The sequence below is a fragment of the Frankia sp. CeCAU1 genome (assembly GCF_977971845.1).
The window spans coordinates 1-18590 of record NZ_CDWWXA010000101.1 but is presented as its reverse complement, the minus strand read 5'-3'; the positions used below and the strand labels follow the sequence as shown (position 1 = coordinate 18590).

The following is an 18590-nucleotide window of genomic DNA, read 5'->3' as shown; positions in this document are numbered from 1 at the left end:
CGCGGGGGTGCCGGCGGGGGTGCCGGCGGGGGTGCCGGCGTCGCCGCCGGGGCGGGTGTCGGGAGCGCGGGCAGGGGGAGAGGGAGCGCGGGCAGGCCGTCGACGCTCGTGCCGTTGAACTCCTTCGACGCGCAGTAGACGGCGAACTCCTCGTCGGTCTTGCGGTCGAAATACTGGGCGTGCAGCGGCCGTTCCTCGCGGTAGTCCATGAACGGGACGGCGTACCCGCAGCTGTCGCTGATCCGTTCCGCCGCGATGAGGATGACGGCGCGCAGCCCGGCGGCGCCCGCCCGCTCGGCGTCGAAGTGGGTGAGCAGCTCGGAGAAGCGGGGATCGTCGCGCAGGACCGGTTCGCCGCGGCCGTGCACCCGCACGATGGTCGGTGGCCCGGTGAAGGCGCACCACATCAGGGTGATCCGGCCGTTCTCGCGCAGGTGGGCGATGGTCTCCGCGTGGCTGCCGCCGAAGTCCAGGTAGGCCAGGGTCCGTTCGTCGAGCACGGCGAGCGTGCCGGCCCGACCCTTCGGGGAGATGTTCACGCTGCCCTGGGCGGACAGCGGCGCCGACGCCACGAAGAAGACCACCTGCTCCTCGATGAACGTCCGGAGCCTACCGTCGATGCGCTCGTAGGTCTTTCCCATCCCCTCAGTATCGGCCTTGTCCCGACAGCGACAGCGGTACATCGTTTTCCGGCTGGCCGGAATCCGACCGGCCGGGGAGATGCGGATCGGCATGACGAAGAAGACCGAATGTTGACCCTCCACGGCCGGATCGGATGGGGCACAGTGGCGAAATGGACCCGAGACGTGATCCGGCGAGGCTCAGCCTCGCCAGCTATCCCCTGAGTCAGCCGATGCCCGCGCGGTTCAGCGACATGGACATCTTCGGTCACCTTAATAACGTCGCCATCGCCTCGTTGTACGAGGACACCCGGGTGGGACTGCACACCCGGTTGCTCCGCCCCGAGGACCCGGGTGGCCGGCCCGGGTTCACGCCCGTCGTCGCACAGCTCAGCATCCACTACCTGGCCGAGGCGCACTATCCCGCCACCTACGAGATCGGCCACGGGATAAGCCGGATCGGCGCGTCGTCGTTCGTGCACAGTGCCGGCCTCTTCCTCGACGGGGTCTGCCTGGGGCTGTGCGACACCGTCATGGTGCACCTGGTCGACGGCGTTCCCACCCCGCTACCTCTGGACCGGCGCGCCCTGCTGGAGTCGGTGTGGTTCCCGGTCCGCGCCGGTGGTCCGTCGCGGACGAGCGAGGCGGATACGGACATCGCCACATCGGCGTCCCCGGCGTCCCCGTCCCCGGCGGTGACGCGGTCCGCGGCGGGCGGGGGAGAGCCGGCCGCGGGCGGTCCGATTCCGGGCCAGCCGTCTGGTGCCCGGCCGGTCCTCCCTCACCCCGAGCAAGATAATCAACGGTGTTGACGTCCACTCGGCTATCATGATCAACAAAAGATCGGTGGGTCCGGCGGGCCCGGCCAGCCGGTAACCCATGGCCCCGGCCGGCTGGCGATGACCCGCGGCCATCATCCATGATCGGCTGGGCGGCCAATCAACACGGGAATTTCACCGTCCGTTTTTTTTATATTCCACCGCCGGTATTCCGGAACGATATTTTTCTGCGGGGAGGTGCCGTGGAGACCCGCATGGAGTTCCGCTATCTCGTCTCGTTCCTCGCAATCGCCGAGGAACTGCACTTCGGGCGGGCGGCGGCCCGGCTGCACCTGGCCCAGCCGTCGCTGAGTCAGCAGCTCCAGCGCCTCGAACGGGAGGTCGGTGTCGAACTGGTCAGCCGGACCTCCCACGAGGTGCGGCTCACCGCGGCCGGCCGCGCGTTCGAGGTCGAGGCCCGGCGGGTCCTCGACACCGCGCGCCGGGCCGTGTCGGCGGCCCGGGAGGCGGCCTCGGGCCGCGTGGGCGTGCTGACCATCGGCTTCAACTTCCCCGCCGGGCAGCGGGTGCTCCAGCCGACCCTCGTCCGGTTGGGCGCCGACTACCCCGGCATCTCCACGGTTCTCTGGGAAGCCCGCAGCGGACCGACGCTCGCCGCCCTGCACGACCGCAAGGTGGACGTGGCGCTCGTGTTCGGCGGGGCGCCGGCCGTCGGGCTGCAGTCGCGACGGATTCTCACCCTGCCGCTGGTCGCCATCGTCGGCCACCACCATCCGTGGGCCGACCGCCAGCAGGCGTCGTTCCGGGAGCTCGCGCGTCAACGGTGTGTGTTGTTCCGACGGGAACAGAGCCCCGCCATGCACGACGCGATCCTCGCCGCGGCCGGCCGGGCGGGCATCAGCCTGACGGTCGCCGACGAGGTCGACGACTCGGGTGCCACGGGGATCATCGTCACGACGAAGTCGGTCGTGGGATTCGCCTCGTCCGTCCGCAGTGGTTTCGTGCCCGGCAAGGGCCTGGCGGCCGTGCGGCTCGTCGAGCCGGTGCCCACCGTCGGGGTGCAGGTGGTCTGGCACCCCGACCCGCCGCCCGTCGTCGAGGCGTTCCTGCGCAGCTTGGACAACGCGGGTCCCTTCGGGGAGGACGCCGTCCCCGCGCCTGCCGCGCCGCAGGTGCCGGTCCTCGCCCACGACGGGCAGCCGGCTTCCGGCGGTTGAGCCCGCACCCCCGCGGCACCTTTCGCGGCCTCCCGGCACCTTCGGCCCCCCGCCGCCGGACCGACCCGATGTTCTTCGTCACGGGCCGTTCGGCGACGGCGGCGCGTGTAGATGACGATTGGCTGGGGCAATCGTCCGTTCGAAAGTTCCGTATTGCCGGCGACGGCGCCACCCAGCAGCATCGCGGATGACAGCGGAAATCCTCGCGCACCCCGGCGCCGAATGTTCCACATGTTCCCAACGGAATGTTCCCAACGGAACACCAAGAGCGGAACATCAAGATGAACGGATGAACGTATGCGGTTGACCGTCCTGGGCTGCCGGTCGGGAATGCCGACCGGCGGTCAGTGCAGCTCCAGCTACCTCGTCTGCACCGCGGAGACGAAGATGCTGCTGGACTGCGGCCCCGGCGCCGCGACGGCGCTGAGCGCGCTGGGGCATCCCGCGGTGCTCGACGGTATTGTGATCAGTCATCTGCATTCCGATCACTGCTATGATCTCCTGCCGGTGGGGAAGGCATTGCTGGCCAGCCGGACCCGGTATCCCATGCGATTCCCGACGCTGCCGGCACGCGACATTCCGACGCGCAGCGAACCGATTCCGCTTTACCTTCCACGGGGCGGCCTGGACACCTTCCGGACATTGGCCGGACTATTTCCGGTCGCGACGATCCCGTTGCTGGACAAGGCGTTCGAGGTCGCCTTCGACGTCCGCGAGTACGACCCGGGGGAGACCTTCAAGATCGGCGACTGCCTGGTCAGCCTGCACGGGCTGCGCCACGCGGTACCGAACTGCGGGATCCGCATCGAGACGGCGGACGCCAGCCTCGCCTACACCGGCGACACCGGAGTGACCGACGCCCTCGTCGACCTCGCCCGCGGCGTCGATCTCTTTCTCGCCGAGGCCACCCTCGAGCTGACCGACGACAGCGACCACGGCCACCTCAGCGCCCTCGACGCGGCCGAGGCGGCCCGGCTCGCCGGGGTGGGTCAGCTCGTGCTCACCCACTTCGTCACCGACGACCCCGAGTGGCTGGCCGCGCGGCGCGCCGAGGCCGAGCGGGTGTTCGACGGGCCGGTGCACCTGGCCGCCCCGGCCCGCAAGTTCGACGTCGCATGACCTCCGCCGACGTCTTCCCGCCCCCCGTGGGGGGCACCCTGTTCCCGGGTGGCGACCTGTTCCCGGGACGCGATCACCCCTCGGGTGACGCAATCGCTCCGACGCGTGAAAGGCGACTGGTGTGACAGCCGTTTCCCGGCACGACGATGCTGCTGGACATGAACGGGACGCAGGACAGGAACGCCCGGGCCGCCGTCCGCGGCGGCACCGGGCCCGGCTGGTCGTCACGGCGTTGTCCGCCGCGGTCGGCCTGCTCGCCGTGGCGGCCTGCGGCTCGGACAGCGACACCGCCTCCGGTACCCCGGCCGCGACACCGCAAGGTGACACCCCGGCGACCATCACCTTCCTGTCCTACAACTACGGCACCCCGGGTCTCGGTGGTACGGGAACCCAGGCACTGCTCGACGCCTTCGCCAAGGCGCACCCGAAGATCACGGTCAAGCCGCAGGGCGTCGCGGTGAAGGACGTCCTCACCCGGCTGCGCACCGACACCGCCGCCGGTGATCCGCCCGACGTCGCCCAGATCGGCTGGAGCAAGATGGCCGAGGCGGTCGACGCCCTGCCGATCACCCCGGTCCAGAAGGTCGCCGGCAGCGAGTGGGAGTCGGCCACCGCCGGCATCTCGAAGAGCATCCTGTCGGCCGTCTCCACCAACGGCGTCGTCGCGGCGATGCCGTTCACGATGTCGATCCCGGTCATGTACTACAACGCCGACCTGTTCCGCGCCGCCGGCCTGGACCCCCAACACCCGCCGACGACCCTCGCCGACGTCAAGGCCGCCGCTTTGAAGATCAAGGCGACCGGTAAGCAGGGCGTCTACATCAGCGTCGTCGACAGCGGGAAGTCGGACTACCTGACCCAGTCGGTCGTCAACTCCAACGGCGGCTCGCTGGTGGACAAGAACGGCGGCGTCACCCTCGACAAGCAGCCTGCCGTCGAGGCGCTGGCCACGATCGCCGACCTGACCGCCTCGGGTGCCCAGCCCGGAGTCAAGGCCGAAGCGGCCCTGGCCGCGTTCACCAAGGGTGACCTCGGCATGTTCGTCACCAGCACGGCGCTGCTCGCCAGCGCCCAGAAGGCGGCGGCGGGCAAGTTCGAGCTGCGCACCGCGGGTCTGCCGTCCTTCGGCACCAAACCCGCCCGCCCGACCTACTCCGGCGCCGGGCTCGCGGTGCTGGCCAAGGACCCGGCCAAGCAGCGCGCCGCCTGGGAGTTCATCAAGTTCCTCACCTCCGACGAGGGCTTCGAGATCATCACCTCGAAGATCGGTTACCTGCCGCTGCGACAGAGCGTGGCGACGAAGCTCGCCGGCACCCCGATCGTGAAGCTGCTGGAACCGGCCCTCGACCAGCTCGACACCGTCACCCCCTACACCTCGTTCCGCGGGGCGAAGGCCAACCAGGCCGTCGTCGTGCTGCAGGACGAGGGCGTCGAACCGATCGTCCTGCGCGGGGCCGATCCCCAGGCGACCCTGAGCAAGGCCGCCGAGAAGATCCGCGCACTCTCCTCCTGATGATCGGCACCCGGCCCCGCGCGGCACGCCCGCGCGGGGTCCTCCCGGCCACGGTGGCACGCCGCGCCGTGCCGTGGCTCTACCAGACGCCGGTGCTGGTGTCGCTGGCGGTCTTCGTCTACGGGCCGCTGCTCTTCGAGGCGTACCTGAGCCTGACGAACTGGGACCTGATCAAACCCGACCAGGACTTCGTGGGGCTTGCCAACTTCCGCGGCCTGTTCGGGGGCGAAGAGTTCCCCCGGGCGCTGAGCCGCACCGGCCTCTACGTCCTGGTGATGTTGCCCTTCGCGACGGTCGTCCCGATGGCGCTGGCGATCATGTTGTGGAAGCGACCCGGTCGGACCAGCGACATCTACCGGGCCCTGCTGTTCCTGCCGGTGATGCTCGCCCCTGTCGCGAACGCGCTGTCCTGGCGGTTCGTCCTCGACCCGCTCGGCGGGATCGTCAACGTCGTCACTGGCGGGCTGGGCCTGGGCGAGCGGGACTGGCTCGGTGATCCCTCGACCGCCCTCGCCGCCATCTCGCTCGTCACCGCGGCCCGGTTCGTCGCGCTCAACATGCTGCTCTACGGCGCGGCACTGGCCGCGATCGACCGGCGCTGCCTCGACGCCGCCCGCGTCGACGGCGCCACCGAATGGGAGATCACCCGCCGTCTCGTGGTCCCCCAACTGCGTGGCACCACGATCCTGCTGTCGTTCCTGTGCGCGGTGTTCGCCGGGCAGTGGACGTTCACCAACATCGCCGTGCTCACCCAGGGCGGCCCCGACAACACCACCGACAACGTCTACTACCGTCTGTACACCTACGCGTTCACCTACTTCGACGCCGGGACGGGCGCGGCGGCGGCGCTGACGATCGTGGTGGTCCTGTGCGCCCTGTTCGGCCTGTCGACGCTGGCCCGCCGCGTCGCCGGCACGTTCGGCGCCCCGGACCGGGACCGGCCGACCACCCGGCTCGCGGCTGCCCTCGCCGCCCCGCTGACCGCGCTGACCAGGAGGCGCCGTGCCGCGCTCTGATGTCCAGGCCACCCGCGCCGCCGGCCGGCACGTGGTACTCGCCGTGGCGGTCGTCGCGATGCTCTTCCCGATGCTGTGGGCGCTGACCACCTCGTTCAAGCCGCCCGCGGACATCTACGGCGCCAACCCGCTGCCCATCCCGGCCAGCCTGAGCAACTACCGCAACGCCATCGACGGGTTCCCCATCGGCCGACTGCTGCTGAACACCTTCGTCATGGCGACGGGTGTGACCATCCTGCACCTCGTCGCCGGGGTACTCGCAGCCTGGTCGTTCGTCCGTTTCTCCCACGCCGGGCAGCGGCTCGTCTCCGCGCTGGTGGTCATCGCCCTCGTCGTCCCGCCGCAGGCCCTGATGATCCCACAGTTCCTGCTGGTCTCCCGGCTGGGCTGGCGCAACACCTTCGCCGGGCTGATCGTGCCGCAGCTGGCCACCTGCTCGCTGGCGGTGCTGCTGCTGCGCGAGCACATCCGCGGCATCCCGCCGACCCTGCTCGGCGCCGCGACCCTCGATGGCGCCAGCCACGCCGAGACGCTGCGCCACATCGTCCTGCCGCTGCTGCGCCCCGCGCTCGCGGCGGTGGCCGTCGTCGTGTTCATCACGACGTGGAACGAGTATCTCTGGCCCACCCTCGTCGCGCCCCACCGGGACACGACGACCATCCAGCCGGGCCTGCAGATGTTCGAGACCCAGGAGGGCCCGGAGTACGGCCCGTTGCTCGCCGGGGCCATGCTCGCCTCGATCCCGGTGACCATCGTCTACCTCTTCGCCTCCCGCCGCATCACCGACGCTTTCCTCCAAGCTGGCCTGAGATGAGCACCGGATGACCGACACCACCGTGACCAGCCGGCCGATCCTCGGCGAGGCCCCACCGCCGGAGCTCCCCGCCCCCAGCGGGGGGGTGCACTTCCGTGGGATCATGCGCCGGTACGGCGGCACCGGGCGGCCCGCGCTCGACGTCGCCGACCTGCATCTTCCGCACCGGTCCTTCACGGTGATCGTCGGGCCGTCGGGATGCGGGAAGTCGACCGCGCTGCGGGTCATCACCGGGCTGGAGACCCCCGACGAAGGCCGGTTGACGATCAACGGGGTGGACGTCACGGCGACGCCACCGGGCGCGCGCGGGGTCTCGATGGTCTTCCAGGACTTCGCGCTCTACCCACATCTCACCGTCGAGCAGAACATCGCCTTCAGCCTGCGGCTCGAGGCGAAGCACAACCGCGGCCGCCTCGGATTTCTGCGCCGGGGGGCGGGCGGGGCGGGCCCGAGCCGTGGCGAGATCTCCCGCCGGGTCACCGAGGCCTGCGTCCTGCTGGGGCTCGCCGACCTGCGGCACCGCCGACCTGGGCAGCTCTCCGGGGGTGAGCGCCAGCGCGTCGGCCTCGCCCGCGCGATCGTGCGCCGCCCGAGTGTGCTCCTGCTCGACGAGCCCCTCTCCGCGCTCGACGCCCAGCTACGCCAGCAGGCCCGGGCCGAACTCGTGCGCCTGCACCGCGAGCTGGGCAACACCGTCGTTCTCGTCACCCACGATCAGCTCGAGGCGCTGTCCATGGGCACCCATCTGGTGGTCATGAACGGCGGACGGGTGGCGCAGGCCGGCACGCCCGAGCAGGTCTACCGCCGGCCGGCCGACGTCTTCGTCGCCGCGTTCGTCGGCAGTCCGGCGATGAACCTGCACCTGGTCGAGGTGACGAACGGCGGTGGGGCGCTCGCGGCACCGGGGCTGTCCGCGCGGCTGGCCGGACCGCTGACGCTGCCCCGGTCCTGGCTCGGCTGGCGGCCGGGGGACGGCGTCATCGAGGCCGGGCCCGATCGGGCCGCGGCAGCGGGCGGCCTGGCCGGTGCGGGCCTGGCCGGTGCCGGCCTGGTCATGGAGGGGCTGGTCGACGTGGTCGAGTTCACCGGGGACGTGGTCGTCGTCCACTGCGTGAGCGGGGCCGCCGCGGCGGGGGAGACCGGCGAGTGGGACGCCGGCCCGGACGAGGTCGGCCCGGCCCGGTGGGCGGTGACCGTCCCGGCCCAGGCCGGCGTCCCGGCCGTCGGCACCCCGCTGCGGGTCCGGGTTCCCGCGTGCCGACTGCACCTGTTCGACCCGGTCAGTGGGCAGCGCGTCGACGAGATCGCCCACGACGCCGAGCCGACATGACCGAACTGCTGCCCGCGGGACGTCCCGCCCCCGTGGGGGAGACCGCGCCCCCAGGGGAGACCGCGCCCCCAGGGGAGGCCGCGCCCCGGGCGGCCGGCGCGGCGCCGTGGGCGATCTGGTGCGATTTCGGCGGAGTGCTGACGTCGTCGATCGCTGTGGCGTTCCGCGACCTGGTCGCCGCCGTGGGCGTACCCGCCCACGAGTTGCGCCGGGCGTTCGACCAGGTGGCGGCGACGTGGGGCCTGCGCACGTTGGGCCCCCTCGAACGGGGCGTGGTCAGCCAGCACGACTGGGGGATCCTCGTCACGGACGCCCTCGGGACAGCCCACCCGCCGCGCATTGACCTGTCCCGGTTCGGGGACCATTGGTATGCCGGTCGCACCCTGGAGTCGGTGATGGTCGATGGGCTGCTGCGCGCCCGCGCCGCCGGCCTGCGGGTGGGACTGCTGACCAACAGCGTGGCCGAGTGGGAGCCGCTGCGCCGCGCGCTGCTGCCCGACTGGTCGGTCTTCGAGTCCATCATCAACTCTCATGAGATCGGGATCGGCAAGCCCGACCCGGCCGTCTACGACCTCGCCGAACGCACGTTCGGCCAGCCCGGCCCGGGCTGCGTCCTCATCGACGACGCCGCCGCGAACTGTGAGGCAGCGCGCCGGCGCGGCTGGACGGCGATCCATCACCGCAGCGTCGCGGATACGCTGGCCGAGCTGGCCGCGGTGACCGGGGTTCCCGAGCTGGCCGGCTAGACCGGGCCGGTACCGGGCGGGGGTGCGGTGACCGGGCGGGCACAGCGGATCCGGTGGCCCGCTGGCGGGTGCGGCCCGGGTCGGGTCGGACGTCCACCACGAATGGTCCGAAGGGCCCCCGGGTAGGCAACCTCTGGCGGTCGCGAGGATGCTCGCCGGCGGCGACGATGATGTTCGGAGCCATCGGACGTCGGCGTTCATCTGTCCACACCGCCGGCGTCACCCGTCCGACCGTCCGACCGTCCGACGCGGTGCGACGAGCGTCGACCGCCGTGTCCCGACCCGCCAGACCTGCCACGCGACCCCCTGGAGGGGCCATGACCATCCAGTACGTGCGGGATGCGACGCCCTCCACCGGGGCGGACGACCATCACGCGGCCGGAGGGATGTTGTCCCCGACGAACCCGCCGTCCCCCGCCTCAACCCCGGCCCAGCCCCGGCTGCGCGCCCTGTACCTGTCCGAGCTGGAGACGTTCGAGACCTACGAGACGCACAGCGCCACGCTGCACCTGGCCGCCGATCGCGTGTACAAGCGCAAGAAGCCGGTGAACCTGGGCTTCCTCGACTTCACCGACCGCCGCACCCGGGAGTCGGTCTGCCGGTCGGAGGTCGCGCTCAACCGCCGGCTGGCCCCCGACGTCTACCTGGGGGTCGCCGATCTCCTCGACGACACCGGTGAGGTGATCGACCACCTGGTCGTGATGCGGCGGATGCCGGCGAGCCGGCGGCTGTCCACCCTCGTGCGCCGGCGCAGCCGGGTCGGCCCGGCACTGCGCACGGTCGCTCGGGCGCTGGCGGTGTTCCACCAGCGGTGCGAGACCTCACCGGAGATCGCGGTGGCGGGGCACCGGGCGACCCTGGAGGGGCTGTGGCGGGAGGGCCTGGAAGGCATCTCCCCCTACCGTGGCACCCTGCTGGACGCGGCGGTGGTCGACGAGATCGGCGAACTGGCGCTGCGCTACCTGGCCGGCCGGGAGACCCTGCTCGGCGATCGGGTGCGCGCCGGGTGGATCCGCGACGGGCACGGCGACCTGCTCGCCGACGACATCTACTGCCTCGGCGACGGACCCCGCATCCTCGACTGCATCGAGTTCGACCCGCGGCTGCGCTTCGGTGACGTCCTCGGCGACGTCGCGTTCCTGGCGATGGATCTGGAACGCCTCGGCGCGCCGGAGGAGGCCGCCGAGTTCCTCGACGCCTACCGGGAGTTCAGCGGCGAGGTGCACCCGCGGTCGTTGCAGCATCTCTACGTCGCCTACCGGGCGTTCGTCCGGGCGAAGGTGACCTGTATCCGGGGCGGGCAGGGTGATCCCGACGCGGCCGAGGAGGCCCGCCGGCTGCTGGCCGTCGCCCACCGTCATCTGCGGGCCGGCCGGGTCCAGCTCGTCGTGGTCGGCGGGCTACCCGGGACGGGCAAGACGACCCTGGCCGGCCGGCTGGCCGGGGTCGGTGACGGCTGGGTGCTGCTGCGCTCCGACGTGATCCGCCAGGAGCTGACCGGGATGCCCCTGCGTGAGGGCGGGCCGGCCGCGGACACGACCGCCGGCGGGTATGCCAGTGCCCTGCGCAATGCCAGCGGCACCACCACGAGAACCGGGGCCTGCCGCGACGCCGGTACCGGCGCGGGCGCGGTGGACGTCGCGCCGGTGGGCGGGCCTGCCGCGACCTCCGACCCCGCGACCTCCGACCCCGCGGACGGCGACCCCGCGGACGGCGACCCGCGGTTCGGCACCGGGCGCTACGCCCCCGAGATCACCGACGCGACGTACGCCGAGATGCTGCGCCGCGCCGAGGCGGCTCTCGCCCGCGGGGAACGGGTGGTGCTGGACGCATCCTGGTCGAGCGCGCGTCACCGCCGGGCCGCCGCCGAGCTTGCCGCAAGCGTCTGCGCCGACCTGGTGGAGCTGCACTGCGTGACGGCACCGGAGGTGGCGGCCGCCCGGATCGGGCGCCGCGCCGCCGCGGGCACCGACCCGTCGGAGGCGACGATGGCCATCCACCGGGCGATGGCGGCCCGTGCCGACCCCTGGCCGTCGGCGACGGTGGTACGCACCGCCGTCCCGGTCGCCGAGGCCCTGCAGACGGTCCTCGCCCACCTCGACTGACGTCGCCCGGCGGGTCCGGCGCGACCATCCCCGCGCGGCGCCGTCACGCTTCAAGGTGCCGTCACGCTTCAAGATGCGTTTCCGGGCGCCGTCACTTCTCGATGCGGGTGGCGTACACGGCGGCCTGGGTGCGGCTGGACAGCTCCAGCTTCTCCAGGATGGCCGAGACGTAGTTCTTCACCGTCTTCTCGGACAGGTGGATCCGCCCGGCGATCTGCCGGTTGGTCAGCCCCTCCGCGATGAGGACGAGGATCTGGCGTTCCCGCTCGCCGAGGGTGGCAAGCTTGCGGTCCTCGGCCGGGCCCTCCCGCAACCGGGTGAGGACCCGCTGGGTGACGGCCGGGTCGAGCAGGGAACGGCCCGCGGCGATTGTCCGGATGGCGCCGACCAGGTCCGTGCCCCTGATCTGCTTGAGCAGGTAGCCGGCGGCCCCGGCCATGATGGCGGCGAACAGGGCGTCATCGTCGTCGTAGGAGGTGAGGATCAGGCAGCCGATCTCGGGGTGCGCCGAGCGCAGATCCCGGCAGACGTCGATACCGTTGCCGTCTTCGAGGCGGGCGTCGAGCACGGCCACGTCCGGCCTCGTCGCCGGGATCCGGCGCAGTGCCTCCGCCGCGGTGGACGCCTCTCCGACAACCTCGATGTCACCGTTCTCGGAGAGCATCTCGCGGATGCCACGCCGGACGATCTCATGATCGTCCAGGAGGAAGACCCGTACGGTGCCCACGGTGCCGACGATACTCACGGTGCCGACGATACCGTCCATGGTCGTCGCCCGGACCGGTTCGGCATGGTGCCGGGAGGGTGCGCGGGTGCGGGCGGGCCCGTTCGAGCCGTCCGGCGCACCCGGGTGAACCCGCCCGCGTGAGCGCACCGCCCCCGGCCCGGGGCCCGCAGCGGCTGGCGGCCGCACAACCGGTGAGAGCCGGCGGTTACCCGAGATGGCTACCCGAGGCGGGCGACGCCGCCGTAGACACTGACCTCGGCATCGGTCGGCCCCTCGCCCTCGGCGGCGGGCTCCTCCGGCCGCCACCGATGGACCATCTCCACCCCGGGATCGATGAGCTCCAGGTCGGCGAAGAACCGTTCCACTTCGGCCCGGGTGCGCTGCTGCCCGGGGATGCCCCGGGAGCGGTACGTGATGAAGAGCTGCTCCATGCCGGGGTTGACGTCGGCGGTGGCGTGGGTGAGCGCCAGATAACTGCCCGACGGCAGGGCCGCCAGCAGCCGGCCGAGGATGCCGTAGGGGTCATCCGCGTCGGGGATGAAATGGAAGATCGCGATCATGGACAGGGCGACCGGCTGAGTCAGGTCGAGGGTGTCGCGCAGTTCCGGGGCGGCCAGAATGCGCTCCGGGTCGCGCAGATCCGCGTCGAGGTAGGCGGTGCGGCCCTCGGGGGTGCTGGCGAGCAGGGCCCGGGCGTGGGCGAGCACGATCGGGTCGTTGTCGGTGTAGACGATCCGGGCGTCGGGGGCGATGCCCTGGGCGATCTCGTGCAGGTTCGGGGACGTGGGGATGCCGGTGCCGATGTCGAGGAACTGGCGGATCCCGACCTCGGTGGCCAGGAACCGGGTCGCCCGGCGCAGGAACGCCCGGTTCTCCACCGCGGCGATGCTGGCGCCCGGGAAGGCGGCCCGTGCCTGCTCGGCCGCCTCCCGATCAACGGGGAAGTTGTCCTTGCCGCCCAGGAAGTAGTCGTACATCCGGGCCGCGTGCGGCTGGTCGGTCCTGAGGTCGACCGGGCTGCGTTCCTCCGCAAGGCTCTTCCACCACTGCCCGACCTCTGGGTCGTGTCGGTCCGCGCTCGTCACCGCAATCAGCCCCCTTGGTAATTGGACGATCCTCACCAAATACCCTAGCGGGGGCGGATTTCGTGTCCCTTTACGGGCGTCAGAATCGGTCGATGGCGGTGACCCTGACCACCGCGACTCCCGCCTCGTCCGAGGCGGTCAGGTCGATCTCCGCGCTGAAGCCCCAGTCATGGTCCCCGGCCGGGTCGTCGAAGATCTGTCGCGCCGTCCACGTCCCCGGCGTCCCCGGCTTCTCGTCGAGGATGAGCAGACCCGGCCCCCGCGCGTCCGGACCGGTGCCGATCTCGCCATGCTCGGCGAAGTACGGCTCCAACGCCGCCCGCCACCCGTTGGCGTCGAACCCGCCGTCGTACCCGCCGTCGAGCTCGCCAAGCGTGTCGTAGCGGCGCAGCGCGGCAAGCTCGACCCGGCGGAACAGCGCGTTGCGCACCAACACCCGAAATGCCCGGATGTTGCCCGTGACCGCCGGTGGCCGCTCGTCGACGCCACCACCGCTCGCCGTGGTGCCCGCCGTGGTGCCCGCGCCGTCCCCGGCCGGGTTGCTCAGCCGCTCCCACTCGTCGAGGAGGCTGGAGTCGGTCTGGCGGACCAGTTCCCCCAGCCACTCGGTCAGGTCGACGACCTCCTCGGTGCGGGCGTCCTCGGGCACCGTCTGGCGCAGCGCCTTGTAGGCGTCGGCCAGGTAGCGCAGCAGCAGCCCCTCCGAGCGGGCCAGCCCGTAGAACGCCACGTACTCGGCGAACGTCATCGCCCGCTCGTAGAGCTCCCGCGCCACCGACTTCGGCGCCAGCTCGTAGTCGTCGACCCAGGGATGCCCCCGCCGGTACAGGGCGAACGCCGCGCCCAGCAGCTCCGCCAGCGGCTGGGGATAGCTGACCTCCTCCAGCAGCTCCATCCGCCGGTCGTAGTCGACGCCCTCGGCCTTCATCGCCGCGACCGCCTCCCCCTTCGCCTTCGACAGCTGGGCGTGCAGCACCTGCCGGGGATTGTCCAGGGTCGCCTCCAGCACCGAGAGCACATCCAGCGCATAGGAGGGGGAGGCCGGGTCGAGCAGCTCCAGCGCGGCCAGCGCGAACGGGGACAGCGGCTGATTGAGCGCGAAGTCGAGCTGTAGGTCCACCGTCACCCGCACGCCGCGGCCCAGCTCGTCGGGGGTGTCGAGGCGCTCCACCACCCCGGCCGCCAGCAGCGCCCGGTAGATCGCGATCGCCCGGTGGATCAGCCGGCGCTGAGTGGCGCGATCCGAATGGTTGTCGGTGAGCAGGTGGCGCATCGACGCGAACGCGTCTCCCGGCCGGTTGATCACGTTGAGCAGCATCGCGTGGTTCACGGTGAACTGGGAGGTCAACGGCTCGGGTTCGGCCGCGATGAGCCGTTCGAACGTCGCCAGGCCGTACCCGACGCTGCCCTCGGGGGGCTTCTTGCGGACCACCTTGCGTCGCTTCTTCGGATCGTCCCCGGCCTTCGCCAACGCGCGTTCGTTTTCGATCACATGCTCGGGGGCCTGCACGACGACGTTGCCGACCGGGTCGTAGCCGGCCCGCCCGGCCCGCCCGGCGATCTGATGGAACTCCCGTGCCGACAGCAGCCGCACCCTGCTCCCGTCGTACTTCGACAGGGAGGTGAACACCACCGTGCGGATCGGCACATTGATCCCCACCCCCAGGGTGTCCGTGCCGCAGATGACTTTCAGTAGCCCCGCCTGGGCGAGCTGCTCCACCAGCCGGCGGTACTTCGGCAGCATTCCGGCGTGATGCACCCCGATGCCGTGGCGGACCAGCCGGGACAGCACCCTGCCGAACCCGGCGGTGAACCGGAAGTTCCCGATCGTCCTCGCGATCGCGTCCTTCTCCGCCCGGGTCGACACGTTCACGCTCATCAGCGCCTGCGCCCGTTCCAACGCCTGCGCCTGGGTGAAGTGCACGACGTAGACGGGAGCCTGGTGGGTCTCCAGCAGCTCACCGATCGTCTCGTGCATCGGCGTGGTGACGAACCGGTAGAACAGCGGCACCGGACGCTGCGCGGAGCGCACCACCGCGGTCCCGCGCCCGGTGCGCCGCGTCAGGTCCGCCTCGAACAGCGACACGTCACCGAGCGTCGCCGACATCAGGACGAACTGGGTGTGCGGCAGTTCCAGCAGCGGCACCTGCCAGGCCCATCCGCGGCCGGGGTCGGCGTAGTAGTGGAACTCGTCCATGACGACCTGACCGACGTCGGCGGCGACCCCGTCGCGCAGCGCGATGTTCGCCAGCACCTCCGCCGTGCAGCAGATGATCGGCGCCGTGTCGTTCACGCTGGCGTCTCCGGTCATCATCCCGACCTGCGCCGCACCGAACATCGCGCACAACGCGAAGAACTTCTCCGACACCAGCGCCTTGATCGGCGCGGTGTAGAAGGTACGCCGCCGCGCCGCCAGCGCCGCGAAGTGCGCCCCCGCCGCGACCAGGCTCTTGCCCGACCCGGTCGGCGTCGCCAGGATCACGTTCGACCCCGAGACGATCTCGATCAGCGCCTCGGACTGCGCCGGGTACAGCTCCAGCCCCTGCTCTGCGACCCACCTGGTGAACGCGTCATAGAGTGCGTCGGGATCGGGCCCGCCGCCGGGCCCGCCGCCGGGGCCGGTCAGGTCCGGGTTCTTCGAGCCGGGGTCCTTCGGCTGGGGGGCCCGTTCGTCGTCATGGCCGGTGCCGGAAGTCGGGGGAAGGTGGTCGGTGAGTGTCATGGTCGTTCGATCGTGCCTGATGGACGCCGCCCACGGCTTTCGGGTGGGCGGCCCGTGACGCTCTGCTACCCGGGGCGGACGGTGTTCGTGAAGTCCGCTTTCCGCGCCTCGATGCGGGGGTACGCCCAACCCGGTTCTGGCGGGTAGCACCAACGCCCCGATCCGGAAAACCGACCACAGGTAGCACTGACAATCCCCCAGACACGGAGGGAAACACGTGTCCCGTGAATCCGAACTGCAGTCGGCCATCGCCGCCTCTGCCGCTGTATCCGGCAGCACCGATCCCGTTATCGTAAAATCTACTGTCACCACGTCCGGTACGGCTACCACGTCCGGTACGGCCCAATCCATCCCCACGACCACCCCCGGATCGGGCACCCTCGGATCGGGCACCCTCGGTTCTGCCGCGGCGCGTGTCGCAGCACTCCGGCTCGGTGACTACGACGGGTGTCCGCCGGGCCGGTCCCGCCCCGACCCGACCCTGCCGTCGGGGCCGCCGCTCCCGGCCAGGGCCACCGGGCCGAGGCGGTCGACCCGTCCCGACGTGGCGGACCAGCCGAAGACCCTCGGCGAGCAGGTCCTGCTCGCGTTCTTCATCGTCGTGCCCCTGCTTGCCCTGCTCGCCGCGGTCCCGCTGGCCTGGGGGTGGGGGCTGGGCTGGCACGACCTGGTCATCGGTGCCGTCATGTACCTGATCACCGGATTCGGTGTCACCGTGGGCTACCACCGGTTGTTCACGCATGGTTCCTTCCGGACCGGCCGGCCGCTGCGGATAATCCTCGCCGTCGCCGGGAGCCTCGCCATCGAAATGGGGGTGACCGACTGGGTCGCGGCCCACCGGCGGCATCACAAATACTCCGACCAGGCAGCTGATCCGCATTCACCGTGGCGTTTCGGTCATCATGGCAGGGGCCTGGCGAAAGGGTTCCTGCACGCCCATGTCGGATGGCTTTTCCACCCGGAACGGACCGCGCCGGAGACGTTCTGCCCGGATCTGCTCGCCGATCGGGACATCGCGGCGATCTCGGCCCGCTTCCCCTGGCTCGTCGCCGCCTCGGTGCTGCTGCCGCCGCTGGTCGGCGGCCTGTGGAGCATGTCCTGGGCCGGGGCGGCGACCGCCTTGTTCTGGGGAGCGCTGGTCCGTATCGCGCTGCTGCACCACGTCACCTTCTCCATCAACTCGATCTGCCACACGATCGGCACCCGACCGTTCGCGGCCCGGGACCGCTCCAGCAACGTGTGGTGGCTGGCCATACCCTCGCTGGGGGAGTCGTGGCACAACCTGCACCACGCCGACCCCACCAGCGCCCGCCACGGCGTCCTGCCCGGCCAGATCGATCCCAGCGCCGCACTCATCCGCCTGTTCGAGAAGCTCGGCTGGGCGCACGACGTGCGGTGGCCCACCGCCAAACGGATCGCCGCCCGCCGAGTGGACGCCGGCGCGGGGCGTTGAGAAACGACGTCGAACGTCATAGCTTGGCCGGAGAAAAACCGGCACGGGCTTTAAGCGTGCCATCTCGGTCGAATCTTCACTGCCGGGCCCCTTTACCCCAACGGAAGCGTCCCTGGACGGGGGAGAGCGGTCTGCGACGGCGTCCGGGTGCTGCGGGACCGCAGCCGGGGAACACAAGATTGACTTCCAGTACACCGTGATGGTGGCACGTCCCCACCACCATGCCCACCGTTGTGCCTGCCGTCGCGCCTGTTGCGACCGGCTCGGCCATCCAGCCCGGCCGCAGGCGGCGGGTGGGATCCCGCCTACCGTCCGATGAGGGGGAGGGCTCGGTCAGCCGGCCATCCGTACCGTGCCGGCGCCACCTCGGGCCCCGCCTCCGGCGCCACCGCGGGCGCCCGCGGGGCCGGCCGAACCGCCTTGCCGGTCGGAGACCCGCAGGATGCGGCCGGGCGGCCGTTCGTCTCCGCTGAGCCAGTATCCGCGGTCGCGGCGCAACCCGACCCGTTCCGGGGAAAGACAGGCCCCCTTCACCCGATGCGCGTCGAAGCCGGTGGTGGTGCCGGCGAAGGTCTCGTGGCAGGACGGGCAGTGCGCCGCGGTCAGCGCCGTCCAGCGCACGTCGCAGCCGCCGCAGCTGAGCAGGATGGGGCGTTCGTACTCGCTGTCCCGCCCTGCCATGAAACCGCCTCTTCCCGCGAAGGTTCTGATCTCCCGTCGTCGGATTCTTGCCGCTCAACGTTTCCAACGTGGGCATTTCGGCTTTCTAGCTCTTCGGGCGCGTCGCGTCACCGGGCTGCCACCGGCCGCCGGGGGTGCCGCGGACCCTGGCCCGGCTGCCAGTGAGTACTGGCTTGGCTACCATGAGTACTGGCCCGACAGTCCTGAGCACCGTCCCGGAGGGGCGCGAACTGTCGGACCCGCCGGTGAGAATCGACCAGTGACGTCGGCATCCCCGTCCTACCCGGAGTCGGGCCTGCTCGCCCGGCTGCGGGCCGGCGGGTTCGTCCGCCGGGATCTGCTCGCCCTGGTCCCGCTGGGCGGAGCCGGCCTCGGGGTGGCCTACCGGCCCCGGGCCGCGTCCGCGCCCACGGTGAGCGGTGGCACCGGTCGGGAGGACACGGACGGTCGGGAGGGTGCGGACAGCCCGGAGGGTCTGAAGGGTAGGGACGGCCCGCGTGGGGCGGGCGGTGCGGTGGCGCCGGGCGTGGTGCGGCTCGCGGTTCCCCTGGCCGGGGCCGGCCAGGCCGCGCGGGTGCTCGCCGGGATCGAGGCGTTGCTGGCACCCCGCTGGGTCCGGTGGCCGGCGCGGTCCGCGACGCGCGTGCCGCCCGGCCTAGACCT

Annotated in this window: 15 protein-coding genes and 1 pseudogene; 11 read left to right on the top strand and 5 right to left on the bottom strand. The window is 71.5% G+C overall.

All coding sequences use genetic code 11. From position 1 onward, the window contains the following. On the bottom strand, window positions 1-641 hold a 641-nt coding region (locus AC08OO_RS16715; RefSeq protein ID WP_476618735.1), incomplete at its 3' end, for a pyridoxamine 5'-phosphate oxidase family protein. Window positions 642-793: 152 nt separating this feature from the next. Between AC08OO_RS16715 and AC08OO_RS16710 the strand changes: the two genes are divergently transcribed. The 9 genes from AC08OO_RS16710 (at window position 794) to AC08OO_RS16670 (ending at window position 11259) form a co-directional block, all read left to right on the top strand. Then, window positions 794-1432: an acyl-CoA thioesterase gene (locus tag AC08OO_RS16710; RefSeq protein WP_476611525.1), complete on the top strand. Its 639-nt coding sequence runs from the start codon at window positions 794-796 to the stop codon at window positions 1430-1432. Window positions 1433-1653: 221 nt separating this feature from the next. Then, window positions 1654-2616: a LysR family transcriptional regulator gene (locus tag AC08OO_RS16705; RefSeq protein WP_011436664.1), complete on the top strand. Its 963-nt coding sequence runs from the start codon at window positions 1654-1656 to the stop codon at window positions 2614-2616. Between the two features lie 297 nt (window positions 2617-2913). Beyond that, entirely contained in the window at window positions 2914-3735 is an 822-nt protein-coding gene (locus AC08OO_RS16700) for an MBL fold metallo-hydrolase (protein WP_011436665.1), read from the top strand. Window positions 3736-3856: 121 nt separating this feature from the next. Next, window positions 3857-5248 (top strand): ABC transporter substrate-binding protein, encoded by a 1392-nt coding sequence (locus AC08OO_RS16695; RefSeq protein WP_476611524.1) that lies wholly within the window; start codon window positions 3857-3859, stop codon window positions 5246-5248. Continuing rightward, window positions 5248-6264, top strand: coding sequence for a carbohydrate ABC transporter permease (locus AC08OO_RS16690; RefSeq protein WP_241882778.1), 1017 nt, complete (start codon window positions 5248-5250; stop codon window positions 6262-6264). The genes AC08OO_RS16695 and AC08OO_RS16690 overlap by 1 nt, the downstream gene beginning before the upstream one ends. After that, on the top strand, window positions 6251-7078 hold the full coding sequence (locus AC08OO_RS16685; protein ID WP_011436668.1) for a carbohydrate ABC transporter permease: 828 nt from the start codon (window positions 6251-6253) through the stop codon (window positions 7076-7078). The genes AC08OO_RS16690 and AC08OO_RS16685 overlap by 14 nt, the downstream gene beginning before the upstream one ends. Before the next feature lie 7 nt (window positions 7079-7085). Next, entirely contained in the window at window positions 7086-8408 is a 1323-nt protein-coding gene (locus AC08OO_RS16680) for an ABC transporter ATP-binding protein (protein WP_476618734.1), read from the top strand. Next, window positions 8405-9154, top strand: coding sequence for an HAD-IA family hydrolase (locus AC08OO_RS16675; RefSeq protein ID WP_476618733.1), 750 nt, complete (start codon window positions 8405-8407; stop codon window positions 9152-9154). Before AC08OO_RS16680 ends, AC08OO_RS16675 begins: the two co-directional genes overlap by 4 nt. A 317-nt stretch (window positions 9155-9471) precedes the next feature. Beyond that, entirely contained in the window at window positions 9472-11259 is a 1788-nt protein-coding gene (locus AC08OO_RS16670; RefSeq protein WP_476618732.1) for a bifunctional aminoglycoside phosphotransferase/ATP-binding protein, read from the top strand. 91 nt (window positions 11260-11350) lie between these two features. Here AC08OO_RS16670 and AC08OO_RS16665 read toward each other — a convergent pair whose 3' ends face one another. From AC08OO_RS16665 to AC08OO_RS16655, 3 genes are all read right to left on the bottom strand, one after another. Next, window positions 11351-11986 carry a response regulator gene (locus AC08OO_RS16665; RefSeq protein ID WP_476608369.1) on the bottom strand — a complete coding sequence of 212 codons (636 nt, stop codon included), beginning with the start codon at window positions 11984-11986 and terminating at the stop codon, window positions 11351-11353. A gap of 218 nt (window positions 11987-12204) precedes the next feature. Beyond that, window positions 12205-13071, bottom strand: coding sequence for an SAM-dependent methyltransferase (locus AC08OO_RS16660; RefSeq protein WP_023841321.1), 867 nt, complete (start codon window positions 13069-13071; stop codon window positions 12205-12207). A gap of 79 nt (window positions 13072-13150) precedes the next feature. Then, window positions 13151-15793 carry a DEAD/DEAH box helicase gene (locus AC08OO_RS16655; protein WP_476618731.1) on the bottom strand — a complete coding sequence of 881 codons (2643 nt, stop codon included), beginning with the start codon at window positions 15791-15793 and terminating at the stop codon, window positions 13151-13153. Between the two features lie 544 nt (window positions 15794-16337). Between AC08OO_RS16655 and AC08OO_RS16650 the strand changes: the two genes are divergently transcribed. Beyond that, on the top strand, window positions 16338-17246 hold the full coding sequence (locus AC08OO_RS16650; RefSeq protein WP_476611756.1) for an acyl-CoA desaturase: 909 nt from the start codon (window positions 16338-16340) through the stop codon (window positions 17244-17246). 333 nt (window positions 17247-17579) lie between these two features. On the opposite strand, the gene AC08OO_RS16645 is transcribed toward AC08OO_RS16650, so the two are convergent. Then, window positions 17580-17927, bottom strand: a complete 348-nt coding sequence (locus tag AC08OO_RS16645) for an FDXHR family putative zinc-binding protein (RefSeq protein WP_476611755.1) — start codon at window positions 17925-17927, stop codon at window positions 17580-17582. Between the two features lie 259 nt (window positions 17928-18186). On the opposite strand from AC08OO_RS16645, the pseudogene AC08OO_RS16640 reads away from it, so the two are divergent. Further along, a pseudogene (locus tag AC08OO_RS16640) lies at window positions 18187-18590 on the top strand (hypothetical protein); the annotation flags it as partial.